This is a genomic window from Roseimaritima multifibrata, assembly GCF_007741495.1.
Classification (GTDB): Bacteria; Planctomycetota; Planctomycetia; order Pirellulales; family Pirellulaceae; genus Roseimaritima; species Roseimaritima multifibrata.
The window spans coordinates 2,158,229-2,172,212 of record NZ_CP036262.1 but is presented as its reverse complement, the minus strand read 5'-3'; the positions used below and the strand labels follow the sequence as shown (position 1 = coordinate 2,172,212).

Annotated in this window: 9 protein-coding genes and 1 tRNA gene; 6 read left to right on the top strand and 4 right to left on the bottom strand. The window is 54.8% G+C overall.

Translation table 11 applies throughout. The features are described from left to right. Nucleotides 1-63 precede the first annotated feature (63 nt). The gene (gene folK / locus FF011L_RS07905; RefSeq protein ID WP_145351098.1) at nucleotides 64-1,068 is read left to right on the top strand and encodes a 2-amino-4-hydroxy-6-hydroxymethyldihydropteridine diphosphokinase; all 1,005 of its coding nucleotides are present in this window, start codon (nucleotides 64-66) and stop codon (nucleotides 1,066-1,068) included. A gap of 547 nt (nucleotides 1,069-1,615) precedes the next feature. On the opposite strand, the gene purB is transcribed toward folK, so the two are convergent. The 3 genes from purB to FF011L_RS07890 form a co-directional block, all read right to left on the bottom strand. Then, nucleotides 1,616-3,043 (bottom strand): adenylosuccinate lyase, encoded by a 1,428-nt coding sequence (gene purB, locus FF011L_RS07900; protein WP_145351097.1) that lies wholly within the window; start codon nucleotides 3,041-3,043, stop codon nucleotides 1,616-1,618. A gap of 124 nt (nucleotides 3,044-3,167) precedes the next feature. Continuing rightward, nucleotides 3,168-3,608 (bottom strand): ExbD/TolR family protein, encoded by a 441-nt coding sequence (locus tag FF011L_RS07895; RefSeq protein ID WP_145351096.1) that lies wholly within the window; start codon nucleotides 3,606-3,608, stop codon nucleotides 3,168-3,170. 138 nt (nucleotides 3,609-3,746) lie between these two features. Further along, nucleotides 3,747-3,820, bottom strand: a tRNA-His gene (locus FF011L_RS07890). Between the two features lie 297 nt (nucleotides 3,821-4,117). On the opposite strand from FF011L_RS07890, the gene ypfJ reads away from it, so the two are divergent. Continuing rightward, nucleotides 4,118-4,981 (top strand): KPN_02809 family neutral zinc metallopeptidase, encoded by an 864-nt coding sequence (ypfJ, locus tag FF011L_RS07885; protein WP_145351095.1) that lies wholly within the window; start codon nucleotides 4,118-4,120, stop codon nucleotides 4,979-4,981. On the opposite strand, the gene FF011L_RS07880 is transcribed toward ypfJ, so the two are convergent. Then, nucleotides 4,978-7,110: an FAD-dependent oxidoreductase gene (locus FF011L_RS07880; protein WP_246109802.1), complete on the bottom strand. Its 2,133-nt coding sequence runs from the start codon at nucleotides 7,108-7,110 to the stop codon at nucleotides 4,978-4,980. The genes ypfJ and FF011L_RS07880 overlap by 4 nt on opposite strands. A 113-nt stretch (nucleotides 7,111-7,223) precedes the next feature. On the opposite strand from FF011L_RS07880, the gene FF011L_RS07875 reads away from it, so the two are divergent. The 4 genes from FF011L_RS07875 (at nucleotide 7,224) to FF011L_RS07860 (ending at nucleotide 13,975) form a co-directional block, all read left to right on the top strand. After that, on the top strand, nucleotides 7,224-10,502 hold the full coding sequence (locus tag FF011L_RS07875; protein WP_246109801.1) for a DUF1549 domain-containing protein: 3,279 nt from the start codon (nucleotides 7,224-7,226) through the stop codon (nucleotides 10,500-10,502). A gap of 65 nt (nucleotides 10,503-10,567) precedes the next feature. After that, nucleotides 10,568-12,004: a DUF1501 domain-containing protein gene (locus FF011L_RS07870; RefSeq protein WP_145351094.1), complete on the top strand. Its 1,437-nt coding sequence runs from the start codon at nucleotides 10,568-10,570 to the stop codon at nucleotides 12,002-12,004. A gap of 34 nt (nucleotides 12,005-12,038) precedes the next feature. Then, on the top strand, nucleotides 12,039-12,560 hold the full coding sequence (locus FF011L_RS07865; protein ID WP_145351093.1) for a chemotaxis protein CheW: 522 nt from the start codon (nucleotides 12,039-12,041) through the stop codon (nucleotides 12,558-12,560). Further along, complete coding sequence (locus FF011L_RS07860) at nucleotides 12,560-13,975, top strand: CheR family methyltransferase (RefSeq protein ID WP_145351092.1); 1,416 nt, start codon at nucleotides 12,560-12,562, stop codon at nucleotides 13,973-13,975. Before FF011L_RS07865 ends, FF011L_RS07860 begins: the two co-directional genes overlap by 1 nt. Nucleotides 13,976-13,984: the final 9 nt, after the last annotated feature.

Below are 13,984 nucleotides of genomic sequence, written 5' to 3'. Positions count from 1 at the left end.
AAAGAACGATAACGCCAAGTGACAAGAATCGCATTCCTCAATGACTGGCAAAGATCCTAAGAAATGCCCTACTGCTTAATCAGTTTAGGATCCAATCTAGGCAATCGTCTGACGCTATTGTCCGAGGGGGCACTGCGACTGTCGCAGCATCCAGAAATCAAAAATTTCCGGGCCAGCCGATTATTTACGACGCCTCCGATCGGCGGTCCAGGCGGTCAAGAACCGTTTCTAAATGCGGTGGCTGCTTTCCAGACAGACGCTTCGGTACGCGAAGTTTTAAATTGGCTGCAGCAGATCGAAACGGAACTGGGGCGGACGCGAAAGATCCGCTGGGATGCTCGATCGATCGACTTGGACGTCGTCCTGTACGGTGATTTAACGGGCGGCGGATCCGACCTGATCGTTCCCCATCCCCGCTACACCGCCCGTATGTTTGTCTTGAAACCTGCATGCGACGTTGTTCCCGAATGGAAAGACCCACGATTCGGCTGGTCGATTCAACGCATGGTCGACCACCTACAGGCCGCCCCGCCGTCGTTGGCTCTTGTCGGTGGAGACCTAGAAACACGCAATCGCATCTGCAACAGGGTTGCCAAAAAGCTTCAGATTCAGTCGCTCCCAGCCTCGGCGTTGTCCGAATCGGTACCCGATGAAGAGGATTTACCAAACGCGGTTTTCGCCCCGACTCCGGACAGTCTTCACACAACCGACTGGTCGTCGGCGGGGCTCAACCGTGCAGACGAAGGTTGGAACGCACCATCCGACCGACCATGGATCGCAGCCTCCCTACCGAAACTTCCATCCCGGCAGGAACTACCTGCCGACGAACCCGAACGAACCTGGCGCCCCGACTGGCCAAGATTGGTCGTCCGTCTACAGCAAACCGCCGCGGCACATCGCTGGCCAGCGCCCCATCAGATGTGGCCAACCGGCGGCGACTGGCCGGAATATCGGCTGGAAATTGACGACGAAGACTGGGCCGTACAGGAACTGGTCTCTGCCTTCGCTTCCCTGCAGTGCACCATCGAACCAGCGACGAATGACGGAAACTGGTTTCGAGAAACGTAGTGCAAAAGATTGTGACCAATAGTCATGGTCATGGTCATGGAAAATCTTCGTAACGGAACAGGGCGAGCGGATTGTCGATTGAAGCGAAAGCGGAGAAAGATTGTCGCCTTTCGCTCGGGACCTGAAATCTATAAACGAAGGGTCTGCAGCCGTTGACGAGCCTACATGGGATCGAGTAACCAGGTAGCCCGGAGGGCGGCAGATACTTGCCGGCGGCGTCAGCCGCCGGAGTGGGTATCGCGAAAGGAAAGCCCAGCGGGCGACAGAACCACCCTGGTCTGTCGCCCGCTGGGCTTTCATGCGCACGCTAGGTTTCCGTTGGCTTACGCCAACGGCAAGTATCTGCCGCCCGCTGGGCTGAAAGCACTGCACTCAGACTCGGATGGGCAGGGTTGAAATCGTCACCTATAAGTTTCACGTCCCCCGCGAAAGTAACTTCAAAAGAAGCGTGCTTTCGCGAAACAAAAGGCGACAATCCCTAAATCAACAAACCGCGAACCACTTGACGTCCGTCACGAAAATAACCGCAACAATTTGCCGCGTCGACTTACAGAATCGAACCGGGACGATACTTGGCAGCGTCCGGATACTTTGCCGCGACACTTTCGATTTTTCCCAAAACCTGATCGACTTGGTTTGCCGCATTTCCGATGAACAACGCCGGTGAACCGATGGCCGCACTCAGAGCTGCGGCGTCCATTGGAATCCGATCATCGGCCGCCAGCCGTTCGATAACGTCGTTGTCATCACGCCCGCTATCCCGCATTGCGAGTGCCGCAGCGACGGCATGTTCTTTAATCGCTTCGTGAGCCGTTTCGCGTCCGACGCCCGATTTGACGGCGGCAACCAAAATCTTCGTCGTCGCCAGGAAAGGGAGATAGCGGCGCAGTTCACGCTCGATGACTGCAGGGTAAGCCCCGAAATCCAAAAGAACGGTCAAAAACGTTTCCAACTGACCATCGATGGCGAGAAACGCATCGGGAAGGGCAACGCGGCGCACGACACTACAGCTGACATCCCCTTCGTTCCATTGGTCGCCTAACAGCCCACCGACCATACTCAAATAGCCTCTTAGAATCACGCTAAAACCGTCGATTCGTTCCGCAGACCGAGCGTTCATTTTGTGCGGCATTGCCGACGATCCAACCTGGCCGGGCTTGAACCCTTCCGTTGCCAGTTCCGCGCCTGCCATCAGCCGCAACGTCCGAGCGAAATTAGCTGGCGCCGAGGAAAGCTGCACCAAAGCCGACACCACATCGAAATCCAGAGACCGTGGATAAACCTGCCCGACCGATGTAAAACAGTTGCTGAACCCAAGTTTCTCAGCGATCCGCTGATCCAATGCGGCGAGCTTGGCAGGGTCGCCTTGGAACAGATCCAGCATGTCCTGCTGAGTCCCAACAGGTCCTTTGATTCCGCGAAGCGGATAGCGTTCGAGCAATTGTTCAATCCGCTCCAAACCGATCAACAATTCTTCGGCAATCGAAGCGAAACGTTTGCCGACAGTGGTTACCTGAGCCGGAACATTATGGCTTCGTCCAGCGATCGCCAATTCCCGGTACTCCGCCGCCCGTTCGCCGATCAGAGTCAAAGCAGCAACCGTACGGTCACGGACCAGCGAAAGCGCCGAACGAATTTGCAGCTGTTCGACATTTTCGGTCAGGTCGCGAGAAGTCATTCCTTTATGGATGTGCTCGTGCCCTGCCAATGCATTGAATTCTTCGATTCTCGCTTTGACATCGTGCTTGGTGACGCGTTCGCGGGCGTCGATCGAATCGAGATCGACCTGCGAAAGAACTCGCAAGTAATCGGGAACGACGTCATCGGAAAGAGGGACTCCCAGATCGGACTGCGCCTCCATGACAGCGACCCACAGCTCCCGCTCGAGAACAACTTTATTGGCGGGCGACCAGAGATGAACCATCGCATCGCTGGCGTAGCGAGAAGCAAGGACGTTAGGAAGTTCAACCGACACGAGGGGAGCTCCAGAAAAAGGGGGGAGTCAATAACCGAATGCCAAAGCCACCGCAGGCAGCCGCAAACGACATTTGCGAAGCTAGCAACCTAGCGAGTCGGGCAGAACCCGCCAAGTATTGGCGTTACTTCGCAGCGAACAGAACCTTCTTAAAACCGGCGGATCGCGCGATATCGTAAACCGCGACGGCACGTCCGATCTCGGTCGTTTCGGTGGGGTCCACAATCACCGAAGGATCGGCACTTAGACCAGCGATTTCCGCCAGCTGATCTCGCAGAATCTGTAACGACTGGACCGGTTGCCCGTTCAATTGAAGCGGATTGGGGGAATCGGGCGGAGAGACCAAGATGATTATTTCATCAAAGGCTTCCGGCTGGTTGGTTTGTTGGCCTCGAGCTTCTGCAGCGGCCGTTTGTTCAGCAGCAACCGAACTGGGCAAATCAAATTCGGGCTCATTAAAGCTGCTGGTCCAAAGAAAAAAGACCAACAAGAGAAAAACGACGTCGATCATCGGCGTCATCCGCAGCTCTAAACCACTGTGCCGTCTAGCGGTTGCGACTCGCATTGAATCCTCCACTCGAGCAGCGGCTGAAACGGGGGAGAATTCCAACGAACCCCACCACGGCCAACCCAACGCTTCCGTACTAAAAAACCACCAGCATCGTTACACCGCTAGATGGCTTGCTAAATAGTAGAAAGCAAGGGTGAGTGAGGGGACTCGAACCCCCGACATTCGGAATCACAATCCGACGCTCTAACCAACTGAGCTACACCCACCGTATCGGAGCCCAGAATTTAGCCAAACCGATCCTCGGGGTCAATTAGCGATGGCAGAAATCGGAAACTTTCCTGAAAACCGTTTCGAACAGGAATCGATTTTGCGGGGGTATGGTGCTGCAAACACCGCCTCGGGCCAATCACCAGACAAAAAAACCTTTTTGTGCAGCCACACCGTTTGGCGACAAAAACCAAGTGTTTGACAAGGTACTGGGCCTGTGCCACCGGCCGGTGGGGGACAATAATGAAATCACAAAGCCGGTCTCAATTCCAAAATATTTTTGAAGGGTAGCTGCGATGCGATTAGACGGAAGACGGCAAAGTTCGAACGTGGACGATCGCCGCGGAAAACGAGCGCCCAAAGTAGCCGCCACCGGTGGAATTGGAATTCTGGTCGTGGCGGTCATCGTCATGTTGATGGGAGGGGATCCCGCAAAATTACTAAACAATATTCCGCCGCCAGGCGCCGCCGTTGGCCCCGGCGCCGAACCGGCCCCGTTAAGCGAACGAGAAAAGGCGGCCGGAAATTTCGCGACCGTGATCCTGGCATCCACCGAAGATGTCTGGACTCCGCTATTTGCTGACAGCGGCCAACGATACCAGCCCCCTGAAATGGTCCTCTTTCAAGATCTGGTCAACAGTGGCTGCGGCCAAGCGACCAAAGCGACGGGCCCCTTCTACTGCCCGGCCGATTCCAAGGTTTACCTGGACACTTCGTTCTTTGATCAGATGAGCCAACAACTAGGGGCGTCAGGCGATTTTGCTCAAGCCTACGTGATTGCCCATGAAGTCGGACACCACGTTCAAAACCTTCTCGGGCGAACCGACTGGATGAACCAGCAGCGCGCTCGCCTTAGCGAACGGCAATACAACCAACTTTCGGTTCGCTTAGAACTGCAGGCTGACTACTACGCTGGCGTTTGGGCTCATTACGAACAGAAGCGATTCGGCAGCCTTGAGAAAGGCGATATTGCCGAAGGCCTTAACGCCGCCAACGCGATCGGTGACGACCGTTTGCAAATGCAAGCGACGGGGACCGTTAAACCACACCTCTTCACCCACGGAACCAGCGAACAACGGATTCGCTGGTTTAGCCTTGGTTTAAAAACAGGTGACCTCAGTCAGGCGGACACCTTTGATATGGCTTACGAAGACCTCTAGCGGGGCAGAAACTGTACCGCGTCGATGATCACGTGTCCCGTCGTTCCGGAATTGCTGATCTGAACTTTTCCGGTCTTGTCAAACCGATAGGTTCCGACGGAGTGAAATCCGTTTTCGGATTCCGGCGACTTCCGCTGATCGACTTGCTTTTCGGTTTCGCCGTCGGCGTGAGATACGACCACGGGAACGTTGGAAGCACGGTTTGGATTGGCGGTGTAAGAAACCCGAACCTCATAGCGTCCAGGTTTCAATTCGGAGGTATAGGTCGCCTCCAATTCGCCTTTCCGTTCATTGCCATCGTGCAGGTACCCGTACAACACGTACGGTTTCACCGAACCGCTCGTCTGCCAACCGACCGACAGGGTCGCAGCCGTATCGTCCACGACCGACCCCGGCAATGCCTTGGGAAGCAACCCGGCAGGCGGTTCGTTCTTAATGTCGTATTCCAGCACCTGCTTGTCCTCTAGCAACTGTTTTTTCAATTGCTCGTAGGGAACTTCCTGAACACTTTGCTCGCTATCGATGGCAAGCGCCGCGGCGGTCGCTGCCGACTGACCAAGGATCATGAAGACCGGTTCCATCCGGATCGATCCATAGGCGATGTGCGATGACGAAAGACATACCGGCACTAACAGGTTGGTGCATTGTTCGGACTTGGGAATGATCGCTTCATAGCTGATCTGATACGGTCCGCCGGGGCTGACCTGGATATCCCCTTCATTCCGAGCGTGTCCACTCGCGTCGACGTAACGCTGAATGTTGTGAGAATCCATATTGTAGGATCCCAGACCAATTGATTTAGGAGTCGGTTTTTTCTTGGTTAAATGAAGTTCGGTCATCACGAAATCGCTGACCATCCGGCGAGCTTCACGGACGTAAATCTGGTGCGGCCAGTGGCCACTGGACTGAAATTCGTCCTTGCACAATCCCCACTTCGACATCCGCTCTCGAACGTCCGCAGGGGTCCGCGGGTCGTTGGCCAAAAACCACATCAGTCCCTGCTGATAATCCCGGTGTTCCTGCAAAATTTCTTCGCGGCGTTCGTAACTGGCAGCCGGGTAGTCGTAATTCATCCCGATGTTGTCAGTCGAAAACGCTCCGTGATTATTCGTATCCGTTTTGTGATTTGGTGCGGGATCGAATTTCCGCCAAACCTGACGCCAACCGCCATCGAGGTAGCGTGCCAGCAGTTCGTACTGCATTGGATCGTAATTATCAGGTTTCGGAAAAGGGACACGATTGTCATCGAAATTCGTCAAACACATGCGGTAGCAATAAGCCTGCACGCCATTGTCGCCTTCACCATCCGCGGCAATCGGTTTGTCGTGGATCCGTGGCAACAAACCACTTTGAGGGTCGTCGGGGACAACGTAGGGGCTGACGGCATAATCGAACTGATGTTTTGTCGTACGAACCTTTTGAATGCCGTTTAAGGTTTCGCCATAAACCGAATTGGCTTCGCGGCCGATATGGAAATCGACTTCGGCAGCCGCCATCAGATCACCCTCGTAGGTGGCGTCAATGAAGATTTTCCCTGCATAGACCTGCCCATCCAGCATCCGGATCGAAACGATCTGTGTTCCTTCCTTTTTGACGCCCGATTCACGGTCCAGCCAGGAATCACGATAAACGGGAACCTGGGCTTCGGCGATCATCGCTTCGTAAGCCGCTTCGGCGACGTGCGGTTCGAACACCCACATCGCATCCTGGTCAGCACTGTAGCGGCTGTACTCGCTCGCTTTTTGTTGTCGCCAAGCCGACGGCTGATCGTAGTGAGCCTTCAATTTTTGATAGAATTCGCGTGCAAACCCACCAACGGCCGATTTCTTCCCGCTGTCCGTCCACCCCAGCCCACTGCTGGTCAATCCACCCAAATGGAGATCGGGACAGACAATCACCGAAGTCTTGCCCATCCGCTTGGCTTGAATCGCCGCCGCGACGCCCGCGGAAGTTCCTCCGTAAACCACAACGTCGTAATTCCGAACCGGTGGGGCCGCCATCGCGTGCGAGGAAACAAATGCGACGGCCAGCGCCCACAGTCCGATTCGACAGACCCTTTGCTTCCAGAAATTCACTTCAGCGCCGTGACTGGCTTTTAGGTCGCGACTGTGTGATATCAGTTTTTTCATCGGTGGATTCGTAACCATGGTGAGAGACATTACGGTCAGGTATTGAACATTGTAGCCAAAAACAGCTGCAATCGTTGTTGGCAATTGCCAGCAAAATCAGTCATACTAAGGGCATGAATATCCCGCCTAAAACCCTGTCAATGTTATTAGCCCTCCTTATTTGTTTTGTAATATTTGGGGGGCTAACCGCATTCGCCGGCTCACCTTCGCCCATTTCGCCCGAAGAGGCAAAATTCTTCGAAGTGGAGGTTCGCCCTTTGCTTGCCGAAAAGTGTTTTTCTTGCCACGGCGAAGAGAAACAGCGTGGAGACCTGCGTCTGGACACGCTTGGTGGCCATTTGGCGGGGGGCGAATCGGGAGCGGCCGTGGTCCCGGGGAAAATTGACGAAAGTCTGCTGATTGAAGCCGTCCGCTACGAAGGCTTCGAAATGCCACCTTCCGGGAAATTGCCGGACAAGCAAATTAAAATCCTTGAGCGTTGGGTTTCGCTTGGAGCCCCTTGGCCGGGCGCCGATCCGTCGGCCCCCGTTCGGACAGACAAACCCAAACTAACCGAAGAAGATCGCCAGTGGTGGGCGTTCCAGCCGCTGACCAACCCGCCGGTCCCGACAGTTGTCGAAATCCCCACTCCCGCCACTCAGGGGAGCGACCAGGCGGCCGCTTCGTATCGCATCGAGGACTGGAGCAAAAATCCGATCGACGCGTTCATATTACAAAAACAGCAAGCCGCCAATCTATCGCCAGCGCCTCCGGCCGATCGTGCGGCGTTGCTTCGCCGGCTGTCGTATGATCTGACCGGACTTCCTCCCACGCCCGAGCAGGTCCAAGAATTCATCGAAGACAGTTCGCCGGACGCATACCCCAAACTTGTCGAGCGGCTGCTTGATTCGCCCCAGTATGGTGAACGTTGGGCACGGCACTGGTTGGATCTGGTCCGATACGCCGACAGCGATGGCTACCGAGCCGATTTCTACCGTCCCGATGCGTGGCAATATCGCGACTACGTGATCCGCTCGCTGAACGAAGACAAACCGTACGACCGTTTTGTCACCGAACAGATCGCCGGAGACGAAATGTACCCGGACGATCCCGACGCATTGATCGCAACGGGATACCTGCGGCACTGGATTTACGAATACAACAGCCGCGATGCTCGTGGTCAGTGGGACCTGATCATGAACGACATCACCGACACCACCGGGGATGTTTTTCTAGGAATGGGCATGCAGTGTGCACGGTGCCACGATCACAAATTCGATCCGATTTTGCAGCGTGACTATTTTCGCTTGCGAGCGGTCTTTGCCGCGGTCCTTCCCAAAGATGGGACCGTGGTTGCTTCCCCAGAAGAGCTTGCCGAACACGCAAAACAACAAGCCATTTGGGAAAAGAAAACCGCCTCGATCCAAGCAAAAATCGACAAAATCGAAGCCCCCTACCGCGTGAGTGCGGCCAAACGAGCGATCATCAAATTCCCCGCGGACGTTCAGTTGATCATGGACAAAACAAGCGAAGAACGCTCGCCCTACGAACACCAGATCCATGAACTGGTGCACCGCCAGGTTTTGTTTGAATACAGCCGCTTGGAATCACGCCTCAAGAAAGAAGACAAGACTGCAGTTCTGGAACTGAAGAAACAACTTGGCAAAATGAAGGCGGAGAAACCGAAGCCACTACCGACCGCGATGACGATCGAGGATCTAGGGACCGAAGCCCCGCCGGTCTTGATTCCCAAACGCTCCAAAGATCCGGTTGAACCGGGCGTCCTGACGATCCTTGATCCTTCGCCGCTCGATTACACCCCCAATACAGAACTTCAGTCGACAGGTCGACGGACCGCCTTCGCAAAATGGCTAACGCAACCCGATAACCCGCTATCGACTCGCGTCATCGTCAATCGCATCTGGCAATACCACTTCAGCCGGGGACTTGCTCCAAATTCAAGTGATTTCGGTCGCTTAGGCGGTCCTCCCAGCCATCCCGAATTACTCGACTGGCTGACGACGCAGTTCGTCGCAAACGGTTGGAGCTTTAAGTGGCTTCACCGTCAGATTGTGCTGTCGGAAACCTATCGGCAATCCTCCTCACATCCTCAGATGCAGGCGTTTCAGGAAATCGACCCGCATAATGAACGGTACTGGCGAGGCAACGTTCTTCGCTTGGACGCCGAGCAGATTCGCGATTCGGTTTTGATGGTCAGTGGACGTTTGGATGAACGAGCCGGCGGCCCCAGCACGCTTTCCGATGTCCCACGACGCAGTATCTACACCCGCGTGATGCGGAACGCTCGCGATCCACTGATGGATGTCTTTGACCTGCCGCAGTTCTTCAGTAGTGAATCCTCACGAAATCGGACGACCACCCCCATCCAGTCTTTGTTGTTAATCAACAGCCCCATCTATCTGCAACATGCGACCGCGTTTGCCAGTCGCATCCGCAAAGCCGAGCAGAACCCGAGCGAACGTGTTCGGCTGGCCTGGCGATTGATCAGCGGCCGGGAACCAACCACCGACGAACTGGAAGCGTCCCTGTCGTTCCTCAAAGAACAGCAAAAGCGACTGGAAGCCGATGATACGGAATCCACGTCGACATTGGTGGCCGCTCGCCTGCCTTACCGCGATGGTCAAGCGGTTGCATTGATGGACCAAAAGGATCTGTTACTGCCACGTCGCAGCAACGATCCCGAACTGGACATGAAAAACATGACCATCGAAACATTCTTCCAGATACGCAGCGTTTATACCTCGGGAATGGTTCGTCCACTGATGGCCAAATGGAGTCCCAACAGTAAGCAGCCGGGATGGTCGTTTGGAGTTTCTGGCGAAGGGTCGCGTCGAAAACCAAGGACACTGATCCTGCACATGTGGGGCGAGAAAGTTTCCGGCGATTTTGGTGAGGCTGCGGTCTTTTCGGACCAAGACGTGAAACTGGATACACCCTACTTCGTTGCCGCAGCGTTTCAGCCAGCAACCAAAGACTCCAAAGGGACCGTGACCTTCTACCTGAAGGATCTTTCCAACGAAGAAGAGCCTATGAACATCGCCGTGATCGAACACGACATTGTCGGCGGCCTGGGCAATTCGGAACCACTGACGATCGGCGGTCGGACCAACGGGAAAGGAGGCCGGTTTGATGGCCTGATCGACGACGTGCGGATTTCGGACACAACCCTCAACAAAGAGCAGCTCATGCTGTTTGCCCCCAATCCACTCCCTGCAACGGTTGCCTACTGGAAATTCGAGGCCCAGCCCGGCGTCCTGAAAGACAGCACTAATAATAAATTTGACCTGGAAACCAGCGTCAGTGACTCAGGACAAGGCACCCCCGCCGACGCCGCGTTGATCGACTTTTGTCATTCGCTGCTGAACTCCAATGAGTTTCTCTACGTTCGTTAGCCACGCTATCGAACGCGAAACCGGTCACTTTTCAGAACAAACGATTCATAAAGCGAGGAAACATCATGGCAAAACCAATCATCGAAATCCCAACGTCTCGGCGGGCCTTCCTAACTCAAAGCGGCGCGGGGTTCGGAGCGGTCGCATTGGCAGGCATGATGGCGGGACCAAAGGTTCAAGCGGCTGCACCTGGGATCAACGTCGCCGACCTGAACCGAGCCGCTCGCAGCCCGCATTTTACGCCTCGAGCGAAACGGGTCATCTTCCTTTTCATGGAAGGCGGCCCCAGCCATATCGACATGTTTGACCCCAAGCCGCTACTGAACAAATTGCATGGGAAACAGCTTCCCGATAGTTTCGGCGAAGTGATTACGGCGATGGGTGAATCCCGCTCTCCTTTGCTGGAATCCAAACGAAAATGGAAGCAGCACGGACAGGCGGGTACTTGGGTGTCCGACTGGTTGCCCCATACGGCCGAATGTGTCGATGACATGGCGGTGATCCGATCCTGCTGGTCCGAAGGGATTAACCATTCCTCGGGTGTCTGCCAAATGAATACCTGCTCGATCCTCGGTGGACGGCCGTCGCTGGGCAGCTGGGTTAGTTATGGCCTGGGGAGCGAGAATGCTGACCTACCCAATTTTGTGGTCATGCAGGACACGCGTTCCTCCGTCGTCAATGGACCACGAAACTGGGGCGCCGGTTTCATGCCAGCCCTGTACCAAGGGGTCCGCTTTAGCGAGGGAAGTCAACCGATCCCCAACCTGACGGCGCCCGAAGGGTTCACCGACCGCAGACAGATGGGGAAACTTAATTTCTTAAACCAAATCAATCAGCAGTTCGCCGACCGACACCCCGAGCAATCGGAACTGGAAGCGAGAATCGCCAGCTATGAAATGGGATTCCGCATGCAGGCCGAAGCACCTCAAGCGATCGACCTGTCTCAGGAGACTGCAGAAACCGAAAAAATGTATGGGATGGATCAGCCAGAAACGGCGAAATTCGGCAAAATGTGCTTGCTGGCTCGGCGATTGTCCGAAAGTGGAGTCCGGTTCGTCCAGCTTTACCATGGAGCGGGCAGCAAGTGGGATTCACACTCCAACATCGAACGCAACCATTCGAAACTGTGCAAACAGACCGACCAACCAGTCGCCGCTTTATTGAAAGATCTTAAACAACGTGGCTTGTTGGACGAAACCTTGGTAGTTTGGGGAGGTGAATTTGGTCGTACGCCAATGTCCGAAGCGGGCAATGGTCGGGATCACAATCCAACCGGCTACACAATGTGGATGGCGGGAGGAGGTGTTCGTGGAGGTCAAACGATCGGGGCGACAGACGATTTAGGGCTGCATGCTGTCGAAGATCGGTTGCACATCCATGACCTACACGCCTCCATCTTGCATTTGCTTGGGTTGAGCAATATGGAACTGACCTATATTCATAAAGGGCGGCCAGAACGTCCAACCATCAATGAAGGGGCATTCTGCGAGAAACTTGTCTGATGCCTAAAGTTCTTTTGGGACAGGAGTATCGCTTGTGGATATCGAGATATTGGTTGTCAAAGCGGGTAAGCAGTATTTTGGCTTCCCCGCTTCGATTGTCGGTGAAGTACTGCGGGCAGTGAAACTGACTCCCTTCCCGGAAGCCCCCGACCCTATCGAAGGGCTGCTGAATCTGCGAGGCGAACTGGTTCCCGTCGTATCGTTGAATCAGTTGATCGACCAAACCGTCACTCCGGTTTCTGCGGAGGAACATTTCGTCGTCGTAAGATTATCGAACCAGTCGCTTGCCCTGCGAGTGACAAAAGCAATCGATTTGGTTCCCTTAAGGTTTGATGCTCTAAATCGCGATTCCGAGCCTCCGGAACCGGAATCGGATGACAAAAGAGTGGCAGGTTTTAGCACTCCATGCGAACATGCCTCCTGGATAACCGGCGTGGCCAAGACCGAATACGGACTTGTCTATCTGACCGACCCTGAGGCGATCTTATCGGCGGAGCAGTTTGCTTGCCTGCATGAGAAACTGGCCGATCGTGCCGCGACACAGGAACCCCGATAGTGCACCTAACCTGGGCGGATTCAACTTACAGCCGCATTCTCCGTTTGATCCATGATCAAAGTGGGCTGGAATTCCGTCCGGAACAACAGGCGTCGGTGACCACCGCCGCCGTAAAAATCATGCAGCAAATGGGAATCGAACAAGCCGAACACCTCCCCGCAGCCCTGCTTGCCGACCAGGATTCGATGACCGCTTTCATCGAACAGCTAACCATTGGCGAAACCTTCTTCTTTCGCGAACCCAAACATTTTGAATTTATCCGCGACGAGGTTTTTGCTGAAATCATTCCCGAAAGGAGCGTACACCGTCCGATGCGGATCTGGTCCGCTGCCTGCTCGAGCGGCGAGGAAGCCTATTCATTAGCGATGCTTCTGGCACAGCAGGGACTGGAGGACCGGGCACGAATCCTGGCCACGGATATTTCCCACGATGCCTTGCAGCGGGCTCGACTTGGTAGGTACCGAAAGTGGTCTTTGCGAGGCGAGGCCGAAAAACGGACCAGCCGGTTTCTCTCCCAGGAGGGCGACCAGTACGTCGTCGACCCGAATCTTGCAAAACAAATTCGTTTCCAATTTCTCAACCTGGCGACCAGCCCCTACCCCGATGTCGGAAATGGGACGGCACAACAGGATTTGATTTTATGCCGAAACGTCCTGATCTATTTCTCTCCATCGATGATCAAGATGGTGACCCGGCGATTGGTCGAATGCCTAGCGGACGGCGGGGTCCTGATCACCGCGTCGGGCGATCCGCCACTCGACAGAGATCTTCCTGTCGAACTGATATCGAACGACAGAGGATTTTTCTATCGAAGCCTGGGTGTGAAGCATGACAACACGCTTACCAAACCGAGCCGCTTCTTCAGTCCCGAAACCACGCCGCTCTGGAATCCGCAGCCGCCAATCGATCCGGTTCCTCCGGTTCCTACGGCAAATCCGATCAATCCTGCTCAATCCGCCCCCTCACCGGATCCAAACGTCTCCTCTGCCGCCGCTTCTAACAAGCAATCATTGGCCAGCTATCTTCGCGATTTAAAATTGCTGGCGACTCAAGATGTAGCTCAAGCTTTAAAGCAATTTCCCCAAGCAATTGCCGAGCACGCGTTGTCCCCCGAGCTACATTATCGATATGCCCTCTTGTTGTTTCATTCCGGTCGTACCGAAGATGCCTTTTATTCGGTGCAACGGGCCGTATTTTTGGACCGATCGTTAGTCGATCCCCAATTTTTGCTCGGGACGATTCAACAGCGACGAGGGAACCACGCGGCAGCATGGCGCCAGTTCCGTAATGCTCGAGACTTATCTCGAGAACTTGGCAAGGACGCGATACTACCGTTTAGCGAAGGAACGGCTGCCGAAATGATGGAAACGGCACAGCGTCAGATGGATCAGATCGAAGTCACACACCCCATTTGACCCCGAGAC

Coding starts and splice junctions, on each gene's coding strand:
- folK (WP_145351098.1), top strand. CDS start 64: ATGCCCTACTGCTTAATCAGTTTAGGATCCAATCTAGGCAATCGTCTG.
- FF011L_RS07895 (WP_145351096.1), bottom strand. CDS start 3,608: ATGCGAGTCGCAACCGCTAGACGGCACAGTGGTTTAGAGCTGCGGATG.
- ypfJ (WP_145351095.1), top strand. CDS start 4,118: ATGCGATTAGACGGAAGACGGCAAAGTTCGAACGTGGACGATCGCCGC.
- FF011L_RS07880 (WP_246109802.1), bottom strand. CDS start 7,110: ATGAAAAAACTGATATCACACAGTCGCGACCTAAAAGCCAGTCACGGC.
- FF011L_RS07875 (WP_246109801.1), top strand. CDS start 7,224: ATGAATATCCCGCCTAAAACCCTGTCAATGTTATTAGCCCTCCTTATT.
- FF011L_RS07870 (WP_145351094.1), top strand. CDS start 10,568: ATGGCAAAACCAATCATCGAAATCCCAACGTCTCGGCGGGCCTTCCTA.